Annotated in this window: 15 protein-coding genes; 9 read left to right on the top strand and 6 right to left on the bottom strand. The window is 39.3% G+C overall.

The window, feature by feature from the left end; all coding sequences use genetic code 11:
* Positions 1–400 precede the first annotated feature (400 nt).
* Positions 401–2968 carry a leucine--tRNA ligase gene (leuS, locus tag NMK36_RS27880; protein ID WP_072718639.1) on the bottom strand — a complete coding sequence of 856 codons (2568 nt, stop codon included), beginning with the start codon at positions 2966–2968 and terminating at the stop codon, positions 401–403.
* 156 nt (positions 2969–3124) lie between these two features.
* Here leuS and NMK36_RS27875 point away from each other — a divergent pair, with 156 nt between their 5' ends.
* From NMK36_RS27875 to NMK36_RS27855, 5 genes are all read left to right on the top strand, one after another.
* Positions 3125–3301, top strand: a complete 177-nt coding sequence (locus tag NMK36_RS27875) for a hypothetical protein (RefSeq protein ID WP_254175118.1) — start codon at positions 3125–3127, stop codon at positions 3299–3301.
* A 134-nt stretch (positions 3302–3435) separates the two neighbouring features.
* On the top strand, positions 3436–4011 hold the full coding sequence (locus NMK36_RS27870) for a DUF924 family protein (RefSeq protein ID WP_254175117.1): 576 nt from the start codon (positions 3436–3438) through the stop codon (positions 4009–4011).
* Positions 4012–4164: 153 nt separating this feature from the next.
* Entirely contained in the window at positions 4165–6078 is a 1914-nt protein-coding gene (gene dxs / locus NMK36_RS27865) for a 1-deoxy-D-xylulose-5-phosphate synthase (RefSeq protein ID WP_072717542.1), read from the top strand.
* Positions 6079–6288: 210 nt separating this feature from the next.
* Complete coding sequence (locus NMK36_RS27860) at positions 6289–9450, top strand: DEAD/DEAH box helicase (protein WP_254175116.1); 3162 nt, start codon at positions 6289–6291, stop codon at positions 9448–9450.
* A 40-nt stretch (positions 9451–9490) separates the two neighbouring features.
* Entirely contained in the window at positions 9491–10336 is an 846-nt protein-coding gene (locus tag NMK36_RS27855; protein WP_072718640.1) for an SWIM zinc finger family protein, read from the top strand.
* A 96-nt stretch (positions 10337–10432) separates the two neighbouring features.
* On the opposite strand, the gene NMK36_RS27850 is transcribed toward NMK36_RS27855, so the two are convergent.
* Positions 10433–11485 (bottom strand): Fe(3+) ABC transporter substrate-binding protein, encoded by a 1053-nt coding sequence (locus NMK36_RS27850; RefSeq protein ID WP_072717545.1) that lies wholly within the window; start codon positions 11483–11485, stop codon positions 10433–10435.
* Between the two features lie 370 nt (positions 11486–11855).
* Entirely contained in the window at positions 11856–12296 is a 441-nt protein-coding gene (locus NMK36_RS27845; RefSeq protein ID WP_072718641.1) for a pentapeptide repeat-containing protein, read from the bottom strand.
* Between the two features lie 156 nt (positions 12297–12452).
* Between NMK36_RS27845 and NMK36_RS27840 the strand changes: the two genes are divergently transcribed.
* Complete coding sequence (locus tag NMK36_RS27840; RefSeq protein WP_254175115.1) at positions 12453–12911, top strand: YraN family protein; 459 nt, start codon at positions 12453–12455, stop codon at positions 12909–12911.
* Positions 12912–12937: 26 nt separating this feature from the next.
* Here the strand turns inward: NMK36_RS27840 and NMK36_RS27835 are convergent, their stop codons facing one another.
* Positions 12938–13327: a hypothetical protein gene (locus NMK36_RS27835; RefSeq protein ID WP_072717547.1), complete on the bottom strand. Its 390-nt coding sequence runs from the start codon at positions 13325–13327 to the stop codon at positions 12938–12940.
* 387 nt (positions 13328–13714) lie between these two features.
* Here NMK36_RS27835 and queA point away from each other — a divergent pair, with 387 nt between their 5' ends.
* Entirely contained in the window at positions 13715–14872 is a 1158-nt protein-coding gene (gene queA, locus NMK36_RS27830; RefSeq protein ID WP_072717548.1) for a tRNA preQ1(34) S-adenosylmethionine ribosyltransferase-isomerase QueA, read from the top strand.
* Positions 14873–15200: 328 nt separating this feature from the next.
* A complete protein-coding gene (locus NMK36_RS27825) occupies positions 15201–17027 on the top strand; it encodes a caspase family protein (protein WP_254175114.1) in 1827 nt (608 codons plus the stop codon).
* A 51-nt stretch (positions 17028–17078) separates the two neighbouring features.
* Here NMK36_RS27825 and msrA read toward each other — a convergent pair whose 3' ends face one another.
* Together msrA and NMK36_RS27815 are read right to left on the bottom strand one after the other, a co-directional pair.
* Positions 17079–17735, bottom strand: a complete 657-nt coding sequence (gene msrA, locus NMK36_RS27820) for a peptide-methionine (S)-S-oxide reductase MsrA (protein WP_072717550.1) — start codon at positions 17733–17735, stop codon at positions 17079–17081.
* 87 nt (positions 17736–17822) lie between these two features.
* The gene (locus tag NMK36_RS27815; RefSeq protein ID WP_254175113.1) at positions 17823–19379 is read right to left on the bottom strand and encodes a hypothetical protein; all 1557 of its coding nucleotides are present in this window, start codon (positions 19377–19379) and stop codon (positions 17823–17825) included.
* 130 nt (positions 19380–19509) lie between these two features.
* Between NMK36_RS27815 and NMK36_RS27810 the strand changes: the two genes are divergently transcribed.
* Positions 19510–20394 (top strand): fructosamine kinase family protein, encoded by an 885-nt coding sequence (locus NMK36_RS27810; RefSeq protein WP_254175235.1) that lies wholly within the window; start codon positions 19510–19512, stop codon positions 20392–20394.
* The last annotated feature ends 48 nt before the right edge of the window (positions 20395–20442 follow it).

Below are 20442 nucleotides of genomic sequence, written 5' to 3'. Positions count from 1 at the left end.
ATAATAAAGAAGTCTAAACACAACCAGAGACTTCTTTACCCTTTCAGGGATAGCCCTACACACTTTCTATGATATCAAATTAAGAATTTAGGTGTGAGCCTCGCTGAGATCCAACTCATGATTAACAATCTTGACACCAGTTTTTAATTAAAGGGTCAATTCAAGAAGTGTCCCCTTGATACCAGCGCTAAAACTCAATATCTGATAAGCGGTTACGCCGAATTTGCTTAAAGGAACAAGGAAAAGGAAAGAGGGAACAGAACAGAATTTGGGTTGGAGTTTGATCATATTTCAAGATGCGGTTTAAATGCCTATGACCTTATTTAATTTATTCCCAATAAAAAACCCCCAAACCGGAAAAGTTTGGAGGAAAATTAAGATAATCGATTAAGTTTCTGGGTTAAGCAACAACAAAATTCACTAATTTCCCAGGGACAACAATCACTTTTTTAATGGTTTTGTCGCCGATATGACGTTGACTGACTTCAGAATTTCGGGCATATTCTTCTAAAGTTTGGTGATTAGCTGCTGCTGGGACTTGAAGCGTACCGCGTGTTTTACCATTAATTTGAATCACTAAGGTAATTTCATCAACCACTAACGCTTCTGGGTCATACTGAGGCCAAGTTTGAGTATGAATTGAACCTGTTTTACCAATCAGTTGCCATAATTCTTCGGCAATATGGGGGGCAAACGGTGCTAATAATTTCAACAGCGTTTCAATTCCTTCTAAATAGGTAGGAGACGCTTTACAATCGGCTTCAGATAAGGCATTACTAAGTTTCATTAATTCTGAAACCGCCGTATTAAATTGATAGTCTCCGTCTAAATCCTCGCTGACTTCTTTAATTGCAGTATGAATCGCCCGTTTTAAGTCTTTTTCGACTTTACTTAATTCCCGATTCTTAGGTTTAGAAGTTTCAACTTCAGCAAATTCAGTCACAATTCGCCACACCCGATTTAAAAAGCGAAATTGTCCTTCAACATCAGCATCATCCCATTCTAAATCCTTCTCAGGAGGAGCTTTAAATAAAATAAACATCCGGGCGGTATCAGCCCCATATTTACCCATGACTTCCAACGGATCAACGCCATTATATTTCGATTTAGACATCTTCTCAAAGAAGACTTCTAACTTTTCTCCGGTTTCAGGATCTTGGGGATTACTAGGACTCACTTGTGAAGGTGAAAAATACTTTCCAGTATTACGATTTTTATAGGTAATTCCCTGCACCATCCCTTGAGTTAATAACCGTTCAAAGGGTTCTTTACAATGTAATAATCCGCGATCGCGCAATACTTTTGTAAAGAATCGAGAATATAATAAATGTAAAATCGCGTGTTCAATTCCGCCCACATATTGATCAACACTCATCCAATCATTTGTAATCGCTGGATCGAACACTTGTTGATCATTGTTAGCATCAGGATAACGCAAGAAATACCATGAGGAATCAATAAACGTATCCATCGTATCGGTTTCCCGTTTAGCAGGAGTTCCACAGTTCGGACAAGTAACATTAACCCAATCTTCTAATTGCGCTAAAGGAGACGGCCCCCGACCACTAAATTTAACCTGTTCAGGCAATTTTACAGGTAAATCTTCATCAGGAACAGCCACCGCTCCACACTTCGGACAATGAATAATCGGAATCGGTGTACCCCAATATCGTTGACGAGAAATCAACCAATCTCTTAAGCGATATTGAATAATTCCTTTGCCATATCCTTCATCTTCTGCATAGTTAATAATGGCTTGTTTAGCGTGTTCAGAATGTTCTCCACTAAAATTACAGGATTCGACTAAAATTCCCGTTCCGGTATAAGCCATTTTAACTCGATCATTTTCCTCATTATCATTATCCGCATCATCAGGAACAATCACCTGTTTGATGGGTAAATCATATTGAGTGGCGAATTGAAAATCACGGGTATCATGGGCGGGAACCCCCATGACCGCGCCTGTTCCATATTCATATAAAACATAATCCGCAATCCAAATCGGAATTTCTTCCTCATTAAAGGGATTAATGGCTTTTCCACCTGTAGGAACACCTCGTTTGGGTTTATCGTCAGAGGTGCGATCCGTGTTACTTTGATTTTTAACCTCTTGAATAAATGCTTCTACCGTTGCTTTTTGTTCAGGGGTTGTAACTTGAGAAACTAAGGGATGTTCTGGGGCTAATACCACATAGGAAACCCCGTAAACCGTATCAGGACGAGTGGTAAAAACAGCAATGTTTTCATTTAACCCAATAATCGGAAATTCTAACTGTGCGCCAATAGATTGTCCGATCCAGTTGGCTTGCATTAATTTAACCCGTTCTGGCCATCCGTTTAAATGTTCTAAATCGTTGAGTAATTCGTTAGCATAATCGGTAATTTTTAAGAACCATTGCCGCAATAATTTCTGTTCAACAATTGCCCCAGACCGCCAAGAACGTCCTTCATTATCAACTTGTTCATTAGCAAGTACCGTTTGATCAATGGGATCCCAATTAACTGCTGCTTCTTTTTGATAAGCCAGTCCGCACTTATAAAATTGTAAGAAAATCCACTGTGTCCAACGGTAATATTCCGGGGAACAGGTGGTTACTTCTTTTTCCCAATCAATCGAGAACCCTAATTTTTGCAATTGTTCTCGCATTTGGGCAATATTTTGATATGTCCATTCCGCCGGAGGAACTCCTCGGTCAATGGCAGCATTTTCGGCAGGTAGTCCGAAGGCATCCCACCCCATCGGATGTAAGACACGATAGCCTTGCATCCGTTTGAGTCGGGCGATCACGTCAGTAATAGTGTAGTTGCGAACGTGACCCATGTGTAGACTCCCCGACGGATAGGGGAACATGGAGAGTGCATAAAATTTGGGCTTGTCTTTGTCGGTTGGGGTTTTGTACAACCCCTGTTGTGCCCAGGTTTGTTGCCACTTTTGTTCGAGGGATGCAGGATTATATCGGGACTCCACAGCCATACTTCGTGCCGGATACGTTTTCTTGTTTCTTTATCATTTTTGCATATTGTCGGGTATTGGGTGTTGGATGTTGGCTGGTGCGTTGCTGAGGCATCCTACAGTTAGGGATTTTTCGTCTATGATGGGTCAAAAAAGGGAGGAATTTGAGTTATGTTAATTCGAGAGAAAATGCAAATGCAAACGATACAGTTAAAAACAGTGGTTGGGGAGGATGGAATTTTACAGATTCAGATGCCTCCTGAATTGAAACATAAAAGTTTAGAGATATTAATTGTGTTTCAGTTTTTACTTGATAGTAATTCTTTGCATAGATGGTTTAAAGATTGAAGATTGGCAGGATAGTTAAAGTTGAGTTGGGTTAAAAATCGTATTAGAGTATATTGGCTAAGGTAATTTTTTCCCATACTAGGTTAGAGAAGCTTAATATTATTACAATAAATTGCTAGGGATTGAAAACAATTATGGAGAAATTTGAAGAAATTTTAAGCTTCTGGTTTGGTCATCCCCATGACCCCAACTATGGAAAACCTAAACCTGCTTGGTTTATGACAAATCCTACTTTTGATGAAGAAATCAGGACTCGTTTTCTGACAACCTATGAACTCGCAGCGACAAACCAACTTGATATTTGGCAAAATTCACCGTTAAGTTGTTTAGCGTTAATTATTACTTTAGATCAATTTCCTCGCAATTTATTTCGCGGAACACCCCAAGCCTTTGCCACCGATGAAAAAGCATTAACCATCGCGAAGTATGCCCTTGATCAAAGATATGATCAACAGATGATCAGGGTACAACGGGCTTTTATTTATCTTCCTTTTGAACATAGTGAAAATTTACCCGATCAAACTCGTTGTGTAGAATTATTTGAAACTTTAAAAGGTGATCCTAATACTGCATCCATGTTTGATTATGCGATCGCTCACTTTAATATTATTCAAAAATTCGGACGCTTTCCCCATCGTAACGTGATTTTAAGCCGTCCTAGCACTCCTAGTGAACTAGAATTCCTTACCCAACCTAACTCGTCATTTTAAGCTGATTAACAGTCAACCGTTAACTGTCAATACCCCATCACCCTCTTCCCTGCTACCATGACATTGATGTTGATAATTCGGCCTAATGCCTGGAAAATTGGGCCATTTTCCCGAAACGTTAACTTCATGGTGACTTGAAGGTATTTAACAAATATGCACCTAAGCGAAATTACTCATCCAAATCAACTACATGGTTTGTCGATCCATCAACTCGAACAAATTGCCCGCCAGATCCGCGAGAAACACTTAGAAACCGTTGCCGCGACTGGAGGACATTTAGGGCCAGGGTTGGGTGTGGTGGAACTGACGTTAGGATTGTATCAAACCCTGGATCTTGATCGAGATAAAGTTCTTTGGGATGTGGGACACCAAGCCTATCCTCATAAATTAATCACCGGACGTTATCAAAATTTTCACACGCTAAGGCAAAAAGACGGCGTTGCAGGCTATTTAAAACGCTGTGAAAGCAAATTTGATCATTTTGGTGCGGGACACGCTTCTACCAGTATTTCTGCTGGGTTGGGAATGGCTTTAGCACGGGATATGAAAGGGGAAAACTTTAAAGTCGTTGCCATTATTGGAGATGGGGCTTTAACGGGAGGAATGGCATTAGAAGCCATTAACCACGCCGGACATTTACCTCATACTAATTTAATGGTGGTTCTCAATGATAACGAGATGTCAATTTCGCCCAATGTGGGGGCAATTTCTCGTTATTTGAATAAAATGCGACTGAGTGATCCAGTTCAGTTCCTTACGGATAATTTAGAAGAACAATTTAAACATTTACCCTTCGTCGGAGAAGCTTTTACTCCCGAAATGGAACGAATGAAAGAAGGGATGAAACGTCTTGCGGTTCCTAAAGTTGGGGCGGTGTTTGAAGAATTAGGTTTTACTTATGTTGGGCCTGTAGATGGTCATGATTTACAAGAATTAATTAATACGTTTCAACAAGCGCATAAAATACCGGGGCCTGTGTTGGTTCACGTCGCAACGGTGAAAGGAAAAGGCTATGCGATCGCAGAAAAAGATCAAGTCGGTTATCATGCTCAAAATCCCTTTAATTTAGCCACGGGAAAAGCGATTCCCGCCAGTAAACCTAAACCTCCGAGTTACTCTAAAGTATTTGGAGAAACCTTAGTTAAATTGGGAGAAAATGATCCTCGAATTGTCGGGATTACGGCGGCAATGGCAACGGGAACTGGGTTAGATATTCTCCAGAAAAAACTGCCCAAACAATATATTGATGTCGGTATTGCGGAACAACACGCGGTTACAATGGCGGCGGGTTTAGCAGCAGAAGGAATGCGTCCGGTTGTGGCAATTTATTCCACCTTCTTGCAACGAGCTTATGATCAAATTGTCCATGATATTTGTATTCAAAAGCTCCCGGTTTTCTTCTGTATGGATCGAGCCGGAATTGTGGGTGCAGACGGCCCAACTCACCAAGGAATGTATGATATTGCTTATCTGCGGTGTTTGCCCAATATTGTGATTATGGCGCCTAAAGATGAAGCCGAATTACAACGGATGTTAGTAACTGGAATTGAGCATACAGATGGCCCCACTGCGATGCGTTATCCGCGTGGATCAGGGTTAGGTGTTCCGTTAATGGAAGAAGGCTGGGAACCTTTACCCATCGGCAAAGGAGAGATTCTCCGCAATGGCGATGATCTGCTATTAATGGGTTATGGCAGTATGGTAAATATGTCAATGCAAGTCGCTGAAATTCTCAGTGAACATGGCATTGAAGCCACCGTAATTAATCCCCGTTTTGTTAAACCTTTAGATATCGAATTAATTGCGCCTTTAGCTCAACAAATGGGTAAAGTTGTCACGATAGAAGAAGGCTGTTTAATGGGCGGTTTTGGTTCGGCTGTTGCTGAAGCTTTATTAGACAATAATGTTGTGGTTCCTGTGAAACGTTTCGGGGTTCCTGATATTTTAGTCGATCATGCTGAACCTAATGAATCTTTTGCTGATTTAGGCTTAACCAGTTCTCAAATTTCTGAACAAATTTTGGAAGCCTTTTTTAGTCAGAAACAACAACCCTCTAAAGTCAGTTAATTTTTTCAAAAATCCCAATTTTTGAGATAGAAACCCTAGAAACCTGGTTTCTTGAACAATACCTTCGCCAAAATGTAGAGAGGGCTTTCTGTAGTAGAGTTGTTGTCAAGCAAAACCTCAACTTTATTCTACTCCTTCCTAAAATTGGCGAAGGTATTGAATGAATCAAGACACAATATAATTAATACAGAACAGTTGCAGGTTGACGAGATGGCAATTCTACATGGAAGTTGGTGCATTACGCCGAGTCGGTCTTTCTTCCTTTGGGGAGAAACCTGGCGACGAGTTACGTCGGAGTCCCTTGCTTCAGCACCCATTCTTCCTTATCCCTTTGCGTTAAACGATACAGAACTCTTAACTCAACCTATTTTACAAAATATTGGGTTATCAACGACTCTCCCTAATCTTCTATCCCCGAAAATTCTAGCACTCCCAACAGATATTTCTGAAACAGTTGGAGAACTCACTCCAATTTATTCTACTGCAACGAATAGTCCTCAATCTCATCTCTATCCTTGGCAAATTAATGGGATTTCTCTTAATCCTAAACAAGCCTTTCAATTTTTACAATCTCTGCCTTTAAGTACCGTAACAACATCAGAATCTAACTTAGGGGAAGATTTACGATTTTGGTCACATCTTGCTCGTTGGAGTTTGGATTTATTGGCTAGATCTAAATTTTTACCCCAATTAATTCAACAATCTGATAAAACGATTATTGCACAATGGCAACCGCTTTTCGATAGTGCCATTGATCAAGCTCGATTATTAAGATTTTCTAAACAAATGCCAACGGTTTGCCGAATGTATCAAGAGTTAATAGAAAGTAATTTTATAGCTATTGATTTACCCTTATCTGCTCAAAATATTATCATTGATTTTCTAGGAACAATCATTGATGCACAAGTGAGAACTGTTGCTGAAGAAGTCGAAACAAAAGCTAGTGCTAATACAGTTTTATTACCCTCAACTCTGCAAGCTTGGTTACAAGGATTAGGGAAAGAAGAAAATACGATTCAGGGAGAATTAACAGAAATAGAATCCTTAGAAATAGCCTTAAAAAATTGGACTTCTCCGCTACAATATTCTTTATCGGAACAAAATCTATTTTCAACAGCTTTTCAGTTACATCCTCCCACAGAAGATGATCCTAATTGGCAGTTAGAATATTGTCTACAAGCTATTGATGATCCTGAATTTATTATCAATACTCATATTATTTGGAGTCATTCAGTTGAGTCCTTTCCCTATCGAGGGAGAACAATTAAACATCCCCAGGAAACGTTGTTAAAAGGCTTGGGTTTGGCTTCTAAATTATATCCTGTTATTGAATCCAGTTTACAACAAGCTCGTCCCCAAAGCTGTAGTTTAAATCCCTTACAAGCTTATGAATTTTTGAAAAGTTATGCTTGGCGTTTTACCGATAGTGGATTAGGAGTAATTTTACCGCCTAGTTTAGCAAATCGAGACGGGTGGGCGAGTCGATTGGGATTAAGTATTAAAGCAGAAACGCCTAAATTAAAAACAAATGAACGGTTAGGATTAAAAAGTTTATTAAGCTTTAAATGGCAATTATCCATTGGTGGACAAACGATGACGAAGGCGGAATTTGATCGCTTAGTTTCTAAAGAAAGTCCGTTAGTAGAAATTAATGGAGAATGGGTTGAGTTACGACCCTCGGATATTAAAGCTGCAAAAACATTTTTTAGTCAACGCAAAGATGAAATGACTCTCTCCTTAGAAGATGCGTTACGGTTATCAACGGGAGATACTCAAATGATTGAGAAATTACCTGTTGTTAACTTTGAAGCAGGAGGAAAATTACAGGAATTATTAAATACTTTAACCAATAATCGGAGTTTAGAACCCATTCCAAACCCCCAGAATTTTAAAGGGGAATTACGACCTTATCAAGCCAGGGGTGCAGGTTGGTTATCCTTCCTTGAACAATGGGGGTTAGGTGCGTGTTTAGCGGATGATATGGGATTAGGAAAAACAATAGAATTTATTGCATTTTTACTGCATTTAAAAGAACAAAATAGTTTAGAAAATCCCGTATTATTAGTTTGTCCAACATCGGTTTTAGGCAATTGGGAACGGGAAGTTAAACGCTTTAGTCCGAATTTAAAAGTGATGGTACATCATGGCGATAAACGTGCAAAAGGCAAAAATTTTGCTAAAATAATTCAAGATAAAAATTTAGTGATTACCAGCTATCCTCTAACCTTTAGAGATGAAAAGGAATTGCAGGGGGTAACTTGGCAAGGACTGGTATTAGATGAAGCCCAAAATATTAAAAATTCTGATGCAAAACAATCTAAAACTGTTAGAAATATTAACGCATCCTTTAAAATTGCTTTAACGGGAACTCCGGTGGAAAATCGCTTATCAGAATTGTGGTCAATTATGGATTTTTTAAATCCAGGGTACTTAGGACAACGAACATTTTTTCAACGACGGTTTGCGATTCCGATTGAAAAATATGGAGATACGGACTCTTTAAAAATATTGCGATCGCTAGTTCAACCTTTTATTTTACGTCGGTTAAAAACCGATAAAGATATTATTCAAGATTTACCCGAGAAACAAGAAAATACTGTCTTTTGTCCCTTAACCACTGAACAAGCAACCGTATATCAAAAAATTGTTGATGAATCTTTAGAAAAAATTGATGATGCGGAAGGAATTCAACGCCGAGGAATGATTCTAGCATTATTAGTGAGGCTGAAACAGGTTTGTAATCATCCCGTTTTAATTGAAGCTAAAGTTAAAAATAGTAAAAAATCAGACAAACAAGATTTAATTAAAACCCAATATTCAGGAAAATTACAACGGTTGACAGAAATGCTAGAAGAGGTTTTAGAAGAAGGTGATCGCGCTTTAATTTTTACTCAATTTGCAGAATGGGGAAAATTATTACAACCCTATTTAGAACATCATTTTCACCGAGAAATATTATTTTTGTATGGGAGTACGTCAAAAAATAAACGGGAAGAAATGATTGATCGGTTTCAAAACGATCCACAAGCTCCACCGATTATGATATTATCTTTAAAAGCCGGAGGAGTGGGTTTAAATTTAACCCGTGCGAATCATGTTTTTCATTTTGACCGATGGTGGAACCCAGCCGTCGAAAATCAAGCTACGGATCGAGTTTTTAGAATTGGTCAAACTCGGAATGTACAAGTGCATAAATTTGTTTGTACCGGAACATTAGAAGAAAAAATTCATGATTTAATTGAAAGTAAAAAAGCCTTAGCCGAACAAGTCGTGAGTGCAGGAGAAGATTGGTTAACGGCTTTAGATACCGATCAACTCAGAAATTTATTAATATTAGATCGAAACTCAATTATTGAGGAGGAAGAGGAATAGTTTGAAAGCTCAAAAAATTGTTAATAAAAGGAGTAATTTTATGGTAGACTATACAATAGACGCAAACAAAGAATGGTGGTCACAACAATGGTTAGATTTATTAGATAAATATCGGTTTAAAAAACGGCTTGAACGAGCGAGAAATTATGCCAGACAAGGGAATGTTTTAAACATTGACTTTAAAGATCAAAAGGTTTTAGCCCAAGTTCAAGGAACTCAACCCGAACCTTATACGGTTTCCTTGTGGTTAGATATATTTAGTGATGAAGAATGGGATTATATTATTGAAACTTTATCGCAACGAGCTATTTTTAGTGCTAAATTATTAGCGGGAGAAATGCCACAGGATATTGAGGATGTATTTGCTGCTAATGGGTTAAGATTATTTCCCTTTTCCTTGGATAATGTTCATTCTGAATGTAGTTGTCCTGACAAAGCCAATCCCTGTAAACATATTGGTGCAGTTTATTATATGTTGGGTGATCGCTTTAGTGAAGATCCGTTTGTTTTATTTCAACTTCGGGGAAGAACCCAAGAACAAATTATTACAACGTTACGTCAACTGCGGGTTCAAAGTGAAGAAGATATTAACGTTTCTACCACAGAAACAACAACCATAAAATCTAACCCCCATTCTCCTAAACTCAATCAATTTTGGAATTATTCTGAACAACTAGACCCAGCTTTAGTTGTGATTACACCTCCTCCAGGGAGTGAAACCGTGCTAGATGTTTTAGGTACAATTCCATTAGCACCTATTGCTGTAAATTCTAATAATCGTTCTGCTTCATCGGCTACCGATATTGTGATGCAATATTTACAAACAGTCTATAAAAATGTTAGTCAACAAGCGGTTTTAGTTGCACTTAATCGCGAAGAAACCTAAGAAAACTGTTCATCATCTCAATGAGTTATTAACGTGAGTTCGACGAAACCAAAAATAGGTAAGCCTTTTTTAGTCCGTCAAACTCGCATTTTATCACTATTTCCAGCCGGCGCGATCCATAATTTGAATCGCCTCTGCATTAAATTTGCCATAGGCTGCAACATTCATCGGATCACTTTTAAATGTACCATAACTGGCTAAAACTGGAGAGACAGGAACACCCGCAACGGCTGGATATTCAAAAGCACTTTGAGCAAAAATCTTTTGAGCTTCTGGACTTGCTAAAAACTCTAAAAATTTAATCGCTCCCGCTTTATTAGGAGCCGTTTTAATCACCCCTGCACCACTAATATTGGTGTGGGTTCCCTGAGCTCGTTGGTTGGGAAAAAATAACCCAACTTTACTTGCAATTGCTTTATCTTCAGGTTTTTGAGACCCTGCTAAACGGGCTAAATAATAGGTATTTGCTAAAGTTAACTGTCCCACACCCGAAGCCACAGCCTTAATTTGAGAAACATCATTTCCTTCCGGGGGTCTGCCAAAATTAGCCACAAATCCTTTCACCCATTTTTCTGCATTGGTAGTTCCACTTTCTCCAACCATTGAAGCCACTAAAGATTGGTTATAAATATTATTAGAAGAACGAGCCAGTATTTTTCCTTTCCATTTAGGATTTGCTAAATCTTCATAGGTAGACAATTGAGCCGGATTGACTTTAGCTTTATTATAAACAATGACTCTCGCCCGTTTAGAAAACCCAAACCAATTCCCATTAGGTTCTCTTAAATTAGCTGGAATGGCTTGATTTAAAATCGCAGAAGAAATAGGTTGAAAAATTCCCTGTTGTTGCGCTCTCCAAAGGTTCCCAGCATCAACAGTAATTAAAATATCTGCTGGACTATTGGCTCCTTCACTTTTGATTCGTTCGACTAATTCCTCGGCTTTCCCTTCAACAATATTGACTTTAATCCCCGTTTTGTTTGTAAAACTTTGATAAAGCTGATTGTCACTATCGTAATGACGAGCCGAGTAAACATTAACAACTTGGGGGTTAGCTTGACTACGTTGCATCGGGGTAAGTCCTCCAACTGCAACTACAGCCAAGGCTGTTCCAAGGGTGAGGAACCCACGTCTAGTGATATTTTTCATGGATCTGGAAAGGGTCTGTTTTAATGCAATAGTTTTTCAAGAAGACAGTATAGCGTTAATGCTAGTTATTCTCAATAATTGTTTTTTGAAAACAACTATGGTAATATAAGCGTTTTTTTATCCAAGAAGGGAGAAACCATGAATTGAATGGCAAATCACGGCTTGCTGAAGGGCAGCAGTTACTGAAATCTTTGGGTAAAGCTCGTTAAAATAAATGATGGAAGTTCCTAATATTGAGGTTTCAGGAATAGAAAAGTATTGCAAATTATCATCAAATATGACAAAGCAAAAAATATCCCCAGTGTCCGAGGACGACCAGGGAGATGAAACCGGAAACCCAGTTTTTTAAGGGATTTTAGCCCAATCGGGTTTAATCACAATCGAGTGTATCGCGGGTATTGCGTCCTGTGACCGGGTTGGTTCCTGTCGCTACCTTGCAGAGGGTAAGTTGATCATCCCGGCTTAACATCACATCGGTAAAATCAGCCCCTTCAATGATTGCCCCTTCAAATTCAGCGTTATAGGCATAAGAGCCTTCAAGGATAGCGTTTTTGAGGTTTGTCCGCCTCAAACGAGCCATATCCAAGGTGGAATTTCTCAGATCCGCACCTTCGAGATTCACATCTTGGAGTTTAGCTCCAAATAAACTGACGCCATGTAAATCTGCATGGCTAAAGTTACTTCCGCGTAAATTTGCAAAGTCAAATTCTGAGTCTGTTAACACTTGACCCGAAAAGTCTGCATTTAATAAAGTGCGCTTTTCATAATTTTCAGCGAGGGCGGATGGCGTTTTCAACAGGGCCAGAAGCATCCAAACACTCAGGACAACTAAAGCCCCAAGGGTTTTTAGGGGTGAGGAAATCCTCAAATTCATATTTTCTCCCGATGCAAAAATTTACTTCATATAACTTAATATTTTACGGAGAAAGGGGATAGAATATTCACGAATAACCAGCAACCGACATCTATGTCTAAAACGATTGGTTCTTTAGGGGAACAATTGGTTGGCTCTTGGTTAGAAAGCCAAGGTTGGCAAATTTTGCATCATCAATGGTATTGTCGATTTGGAGAAATTGATTTAATTGCTTTGTATCGGGGACAGGGGACTGTTCCAATTTTGAGTTTTGTTGAAGTTAAAACCCGTAGTCAACGGAATTGGGATGAGGGGGGACTTTTAGCTATTACTCCGGGTAAACAAGCAAAATTGATTCAAGCGGCGGAATTATTTTTAAGTGATCGCCCGGATTTAATCGAATATCCTTGTCGGTTTGATGTGGCTTTAGTGCGTTGCGATCGCTATCCAACCCCTACCCCAATCTCTGCGGACAGCCCCCCTTTTCCTGATAGCATAAAAGTCGGTCAACCTTTTTTCCTCAAGGGCTACCGACTTCTATTACAAGATTATATTGAATCTGCTTTTAGCTAAATCTCGTTAACTGTCAACTCTTAACATTAAGCTAATGCTTCAGGACAATAACCTAACCCTCTAACAAATTGGGTTTTAAAAGATTCAACATCTTCACGGTTAGGAATACCATGAGACACCACAGCAACTTGGTAACGGCGCATAACACTGAGAGGGGATTGACCCGTTTCTAAGCCCCAAAGGGCCATTAAAATCCGCATATCGGGTTCGTAGGGAACACCCAACTCGTGCATAAAAGCTCTAAAGTCCCCGTGTTCTTGTGGTGTCAGATATTGACGCATTTTAATTTTCACAATCCAGCCATCTATTTGGTGAATCACCGTAATAAACTGAACGGGGAGGGAGTGATTTGAGCATAAAAAGTCTATCACTCTCAGCGTAAGGCTTGTATTGGCAAGGTAGTAGAGGTATTCCATCGGTCATCTCCTGCATGATTGTCCCGCCTGTTTGTTGCTTAACTCCAGCCCGGAACCCTGCAACAAAGAGTAATAGGGGCGGTGTTTTTGATTCTGCTGTAAGGCTCGTTGATCCCAATCTGAGGTCAAAACAAAGCCAAAAACAATGCGACCTTTCCGTTGGTAGGCAGCATAACCCTATATTTATATACTGCCAAGATTAACGATGATAAGATAGGGGAAAAGCACCCGATTTGGGATGGGGGATTCTACCCAAATTTAACCCCAGCAATTCCAGGGGATCACACGGTAGCCTATTAAGATCGATAGGGGGATCTCTAAAGATTAGTCAGCCGCTCATCGGATGGCCGAGTAAAGTAATTCATTGGTGAAGGACATTTCAAGAGAATGGATCAGTTAGATTATTGGTTAGAAAGCTACAATTATCAACTCCCAGAAGAACGCATTGCACAAAATCCTGTTGTACCCAGAGATCATTCCCGTTTGTTAGTCGTAGATTCTCCAAACTCTCATCGTCATTGTCTATTTAAAGATTTACCTGAATTTCTGCGACCGGGAGATTTATTAGTTCTGAATAATACCCGTGTTCTTCCCGCCCGTCTTTATGGACGCAAAAGTAGTGGGGCGGTGGTAGAAGTGTTATTACTCGAAGAAAAATCCCATCAGACTTGGTTAGCATTAGTTAAACCGGGTAAACGATTTAAATCGGGTTCTGTGATTGAATTTGAGTCTATTTCTGATTCTACAACAAATTTCAATCCTAAACTATTACGCGCAATTGTTTTAGAAACGGATGAGGAAACGGGAGGACGATTATTAAAATTTGAAATTCCCGAAGAACAGTCTTTAATTCCGCTTTTAGAACAGTTTGGAAATATTCCGTTTCCGCCCTATGTTACGGAGACAGAAGCATTACCGGAACAATATCAAACGATTTATGCCAAACACTCCGGGGCTGTCGCTGCGCCTACAGCCGGGTTACATTTTACAGAAGAATTATTTCAACGTTTAGAACAACAAGGCATTGACAAAACGTTTTTAACCTTACACGTTGGAGTAGGAACTTTTCGACCTGTGGAAGTAAATCAAATTACTGAACATCAAATGCACGGAGAATGGATTGAAGTTCCGGCGGAAACTATTGAGAAAATTGAGAAAACGAAAGCTTCAGGAGGTAGAATTATTGCAGTGGGAACAACGGTGGTACGAGCTTTAGAAGGAGCCGCGATCGCCCATTCTTCCAACTCGGGAACCTCAACAGAAAACTCGAAAGAATCTGCTCTTAAAAGTTATTGCGGAAAAACGAATATTTTTATTTATCCCGGATATCAATGGCGCGTCATTGATGGATTAATTACGAATTTTCACTTACCTAAATCCAGTTTATTAATGTTGGTTTCAGCCTTAATTGGGCGAGAACGGTTACTGAGTTTATATCAAGCGGTATTAGAAGAACCCGCCAATGATTTCGGACGACAATATCGATTTTATTCCTTTGGGGATGCGATGTTTATTTTACCAGAAGCAACATTAAAAAGGGAATAGGGAACAGGGAACAGGGAACAGAGGGGACAAGAAAATAGGGAATAGGGGATAGGAAAAAGTGATGAGCAACTGGATCAATTATTGATAGCAAACATTAACAAACATTAAAAGATGGAATATAACAATCCTAAATTGGCTGGAGACTGAAAACTCAGGACTCCTGACGGTCGGTGGGTGCGAGTCGCCGCCTGAACTTTACTCCCTCGTTGCCTGCGTTATAAAAATTAATGGGTTAAAAGTGCGATCGCCAAGCATCAAGGCATTTTGACAATTCAAAGAATATGTTATCGTTTTTGCAGGTTTATTAAGAAGTTATGGGGCATAGGTGATGAAACATCACGTTTGTATTGCTGTTGGCATTAATCAATATCAATATCTGCAACCCTTAAATTATGCCCAAAAGGATGCAGAAGCTATCTATGAATTTTTGGTAAATGGTGCTGGATTTCCTCAAGATCAGAGTTTATTGCTCACCGATAACTCACCCCAGGTATCGGGGATGTCCACCTACCCGAACCAAGAAAATATTTTAGATTGGGTGGAGTCCGTCTGCAACGAGCAATTGGGCCATGAGGATGTTCTGTGGTTGTTCTGGAGTGGCTATGGGTTTAGTAAAGAGGGAAAAGATTACTTGCTCCCCATTGATGGTAACCCAGCCCAGCTAGAAAAAACGGGGATTCCCATTGAAAAGTTGTATGACGCTCTCAAGGCGGCTCCAACGGATAAAATTTTAGTATTGTTGGATATTAACCGAAGTCAAGGGGCACACGCGGGGGAAAGTGTGGGAACTCAAACGGTGGAACTCGCCCGCCAAAAGGAAATTCCTACAATTTTATCTTGTCGTCGGGAACAGTTATCACGGGAAACTTCGGCTTTGCGACAAGGGTTCTTTACGGCGACGTTATTAGAAGGATTAAAAACGGGAGAATGTTCGACATTAGACCAGTTAATCCATTTCTTAGGGGAACGTTTACCCGAACTGACCGAACAACATTTAAGACCGAGACAAAAACCTGTCTTTGCCGTTTATCCAGCAATTAAACTCCAACAGGTACTTTTGCCTGAAAGCCGTCAGGTAGCGAGTGTTAGCCTTTCTAATGGTATGAGGGAAATGAATATGGCGACTGTAGAACCCTACCAAAATGGTACTGTTCCTTTATCCGAAGATCCTCTGAAATTGTCTACATCCTCTGATCCAGGGACTGGAGATCTGGGTTCTCAGACGAATGAACCTGCTGAACACCCTAAAACTTCAGCAGAGGATTTGTCCTCCAAGGCTTCAACTTCTGTACAGCAGACCTTACCCCAACCTCCTGCAAATTCAACAGAGGATACTATGTCAGATAGTTCATTTTTACAACGGTTAATTCTTTGGAGTGGAGCAACGGCACTGGTATTGTTACTGGGTGTTTTTCTCACGAATAAACCGATCTTTTTAGGTGAAAAAACGGCTAAGTCTTCTTCTGGAACTTCAACGGTTGTTAACAATTCAAAACCAACATCAGCAACGGTTGGAACCGGAACCCCGACTACACCGGAAACGCCTCCCACTCCTCAAGAGTTGTTGCAGGAATCAAAACTACTGTTGAAAGATACTTCTGCTTCTGGTTTTAGCAAAGCGATCGCATTAGCTGCACAAATTCCCCTCGGTGATCCTCAGTTTCAGCAAGCACAAGCTAATATTGAACAATGGAGTCAAACCATTCTCGATATTGCAGAAGGACGTGCTGAAAGTCAAAATTTAACTGGTGCTGTTGATGCGGTGAAATTAATTCCCGATGCTAATCCTACGGTTTATAAACAGGGACAAGAAAAGCTCAAAGAGTGGCAAGCTCAATTGGCGATCGCAGAAAAAAATCAAGCCATTTTGACTCAAGCCAAGGGTTCAATTAAGCCCGGTCAAGCGTCATCTTACAGTGATGCGATCAGCAAAGTTGAACAAATTTCGGCGGATCAACCGGGATATTCAGAAGCTCAAAAATTGATTGATCAATGGGGAAATAAAATTTGGGAAATTGCTCAATCTCGTGCTAAGAAAAAACAATATAGTAATGCGGTTGAAGCGGCTCAGTTAGTTCCTGAAAAATCATCAGCTTATGCCGATGCTCAAAAAGCGATCGCTGAATGGGAAACGAAAGTTAAGCAGAAGAAATAATCTACAGAGTTGACGGTTAACGGTTAACAGTTAGCCGTCAACTGATACCTGCTAACAACTCACGCTTGAACCTGGAAGTTTGACTTTTGTTCCGCCTAAACCACAATAACCATTAGGATTTTTGGCTAAATATTGTTGATGGTAACTTTCAGCGTAATAAAATTCGGGTGCATCCAGAATTTCTGTTGTGATCGTTCCATAACCCGCTTGTTTTAGGGACGGTTGATAAGCATCGCGTACAGTTTCAGCAAGTTGGCGTTGTTGGTCGGAATAAGTATAAATTCCTGAACGGTATTGGGTTCCCACGTCGTTACCCTGACGCATTCCCTGGGTTGGGTCATGGCTTTCCCAAAAGACTTTTAGTAATTGTTCATAACTAATGATTTTGGGGTCATAGACGACTAGCACGACTTCGTTATGTCCTGTTAACCCGCTACAAACTTCTTCATAGGTGGGGTTGGGGGTAATTCCGGCTGCGTAACCCACGGCGGTACTAAACACTCCCTCCTGCTGCCAAAATCGACGTTCTGCACCCCAAAAACAACCCATCCCAAACATTGCCATTTCTAAGCCTGGGGGAAAGGGAGGTTTGAGGGGATTACCATTGACATAATGTTTATCGGGTACAGGCATCGCTTCTGTCCGTCCGGGTAAGGCATCGGAGGGGGAGGGCATTTTCAGTTTTTTACCAAGTCCAAAGATATACATGATTGAGTAGATTTGTGAAGGATAGCTTTACGTTCCTTAATATTAGCGTTTTTATCACGGTTATTGCTGACCGAGAAACCCATTTTTTCAGGTTTGATGATTAATTTTTTGATGAATAGCATTAATAATTTGTTCTTCATTCGGGGTGATAACGTCTTCTAAATTAGCAATTTTCTGATATTTAGCTAAAAGTGCAACGGCAAAATCTGGATTAATTTGTTCAATTAAAAGGTTTAAATCCGGTGGGGAATTAAGGGTTTTAGAAATGACTTCTAAAGAATTCAGACTCAAAGGAGCATTTTGGATTTTAGGGAGAATTTTTTCAAAGGTTTGATCAGGATTTCGAGTTAAAATAATATGAATTAAAATTTGATCTATAATCGCTTCTTGAGCGATCGCAGTTTCTAAATATTTTTTACTTTCAAACTGGACTGTTTCTAAAGTTGTACCCTTTTTATCTTGATATAAATTGGATTCATAAAAGCGACAAGCTGCATATCCCAAGGCATAAAGTATTGCAGCATTGGTACTGACACTAATGATAGTCCCGGCTAAAGGCACATCTTCTAATAAACCTAATCCTAATTTTATGGCTTGATTACTTCCTAAAGCTAAACTAAAAATTGCTAAAGCTTCATCTTTTCTAATTGGGTCATAAAGATCGAGATCATAAGCAGAAGCAATTTGATAAATCATTTCAAATTCTAAGGTTGTGTTGTTAGAAAAATCGGCTCCCATTAGAGTCGCTAATCTTTCAGATACAAGCTTTGACGCGATTTCAGAACTCCCCAAAGTCAGAACTTTTTCCACCATAATTCGATGGCTAATTTGGCTAGAAGATTCATGAGGATATTGAGTTTTTAGCTGTTTAACTTCTGTTTCTACTTTCTCTAAATCTACTTTTTCAATAATCTCTAATATTTTATCTACATTTATAGTTTTGATTAAGGATTTAAGCAAAGGATTATTACTCATAAAATCCAAAACACCCGATGTAGGGGTGGTTTTCGAGGTTGGATTTTTTACTTCTTCTTTAAGATTAAAAATATTCTTAACATTAAAAATATTTTTAACGGCAACTTTCCCCCCTTGCATAACGGTATTGCTAATATTTTCAACGCTATCCTTAATATTAACTGCAGTTTCAATTACAGATTGTCCGGCTTGAGTTGTGGTATTGCTAACGGTTTCCGTTGCCGTATTTTTAACTTGTTCAGTAGCGTCTGAAATAGAATTAAATAATAGCCCAAAACCCATAAATTTTGAGGTTACAGGTTCGGTTAAATTCTGGGATTTTGAGGAATCAGGATCATTTTCTGATAGTTTATGGATAGAATATAGATCGATTTCTTCTTGCCAATCTGGAAAATCATGACCGATTCTTTTATCATAAATAATCACCTGTGTAATAGAATCTGAAATAATGTGAGTTAGAAGAGAAGCACACAACCATTCTACTAAAATTTTTTGGGGGATAATCTTTTCTGCTTCAAACATTAATTTGAGGCAATTTTTATTTAATGTAGCTTTTACTGTAATTCCTTTCGAGTCTAAATGACGATTGAGTAAAATAGCGATCGCTTTTGGATTTCCCTGTTTAGCGAATTCTAGCAAATTGGGTTTGCTGGTTTCTGTTTCAGTCATGGTGAGGAATAGAAAAAACGATTTTAAGTTTAAGTTAACAGGTGATGATTTTAAAATCCACCGTATATTTACGGATTTTTTAAAAGTTTGATACAATAAGTTAGAAGCATAAAGAATTAGTTTAAATATGATGTGGGATCAAATTGCAGAGGACATTAGTAAAGCAACAGGAGAACGTTTTCAAATCAGCGATCACCGTTCTGTGGGTGGCGGATGTATTAATCAAGGATATCAAATTAGTAATGGTTTTCAGTATTATTTTATTAAACTTAATCAAGCCTCTGAAGTTGCTATGTTTGAAGCAGAAGCGTTAGGCGTTCAACAAATTGGAAAAACCCAGACTATTCGAGTCCCACAACCGATTTGTTGGGGAACAGTTGGAAATTCTGCTTATTTAGTTTTAGAATGGCTGAACTTAGGAGGAAAAAATAATGCTTCAGCTTGGGAAGAAATGGGACAAAAGTTAGCTTTATTGCATCAATGGACACCTCCACAAAATTATCCCGGTTCTCAAAATTTTGGATGGGATATTAATAATACCATTGGTTCAACACCTCAAATTAATACTTGGGAAAAGAATTGGGTAGAATTTTGGCAAAAACATCGCATTGGCTATCAATTCAAACTCGCTAAACGACGGGGAGGTTATTTTGAACAAGCCGAAAAGTTACTAGAAACAATTCCCCAGCTTTTAAGCGATCATGATCCGAAACCTTCTCTAGTACATGGAGATTTGTGGGGAGGAAATGCTGCTGTGACGGCTGAGGGAGAACCTGTTATTTTTGATCCAGCGACCTATTTTGGAGATCGAGAAGTTGATCTGGCGATGACTGAATTATTCGGTGGTTTTCCAGCTATTTTTTACCAGGCTTATCATCAAGTCTTTCCCTTAAATCCGGGTTATGAACATCGCAAAAAGCTTTACAATCTCTACCATATCTTAAATCATTTTAACCTATTTGGAGGAGGCTATGCAGCCCAAGCGAATCAAATGATTCGGGATATTTTACGCTAAACTGTGGGTATACTAACTCTATAGGTTCAATTCGTTGTATTGTTCAGT

This window comes from Planktothrix pseudagardhii (assembly GCF_904830925.1).
GTDB classification, from domain to species: domain Bacteria; phylum Cyanobacteriota; class Cyanobacteriia; order Cyanobacteriales; family Microcoleaceae; genus Planktothrix; species Planktothrix tepida.
Note: the sequence above shows the minus strand (reverse complement) of the source record. Positions and strands in the feature narration are given on the sequence as shown.

What these genes read in the sequence shown, in the direction of transcription:
- NMK36_RS27875 (WP_254175118.1), top strand. Translation starts at nt 3,125, where the DNA reads ATGTTAATTCGAGAGAAAATGCAAATGCAAACGATACAGTTAAAAACA.
- NMK36_RS27870 (WP_254175117.1), top strand. Translation starts at nt 3,436, where the DNA reads ATGGAGAAATTTGAAGAAATTTTAAGCTTCTGGTTTGGTCATCCCCAT.
- dxs (WP_072717542.1), top strand. Translation starts at nt 4,165, where the DNA reads ATGCACCTAAGCGAAATTACTCATCCAAATCAACTACATGGTTTGTCG.
- NMK36_RS27860 (WP_254175116.1), top strand. Translation starts at nt 6,289, where the DNA reads ATGGCAATTCTACATGGAAGTTGGTGCATTACGCCGAGTCGGTCTTTC.
- NMK36_RS27855 (WP_072718640.1), top strand. Translation starts at nt 9,491, where the DNA reads ATGGTAGACTATACAATAGACGCAAACAAAGAATGGTGGTCACAACAA.
- NMK36_RS27850 (WP_072717545.1), bottom strand. Translation starts at nt 11,485, where the DNA reads ATGAAAAATATCACTAGACGTGGGTTCCTCACCCTTGGAACAGCCTTG.
- NMK36_RS27845 (WP_072718641.1), bottom strand. Translation starts at nt 12,296, where the DNA reads ATGCTTCTGGCCCTGTTGAAAACGCCATCCGCCCTCGCTGAAAATTAT.
- NMK36_RS27840 (WP_254175115.1), top strand. Translation starts at nt 12,453, where the DNA reads ATGTCTAAAACGATTGGTTCTTTAGGGGAACAATTGGTTGGCTCTTGG.
- NMK36_RS27835 (WP_072717547.1), bottom strand. Translation starts at nt 13,327, where the DNA reads ATGGAATACCTCTACTACCTTGCCAATACAAGCCTTACGCTGAGAGTG.
- queA (WP_072717548.1), top strand. Translation starts at nt 13,715, where the DNA reads ATGGATCAGTTAGATTATTGGTTAGAAAGCTACAATTATCAACTCCCA.
- NMK36_RS27825 (WP_254175114.1), top strand. Translation starts at nt 15,201, where the DNA reads ATGAAACATCACGTTTGTATTGCTGTTGGCATTAATCAATATCAATAT.
- msrA (WP_072717550.1), bottom strand. Translation starts at nt 17,735, where the DNA reads ATGTATATCTTTGGACTTGGTAAAAAACTGAAAATGCCCTCCCCCTCC.
- NMK36_RS27815 (WP_254175113.1), bottom strand. Translation starts at nt 19,379, where the DNA reads ATGACTGAAACAGAAACCAGCAAACCCAATTTGCTAGAATTCGCTAAA.
- NMK36_RS27810 (WP_254175235.1), top strand. Translation starts at nt 19,510, where the DNA reads ATGTGGGATCAAATTGCAGAGGACATTAGTAAAGCAACAGGAGAACGT.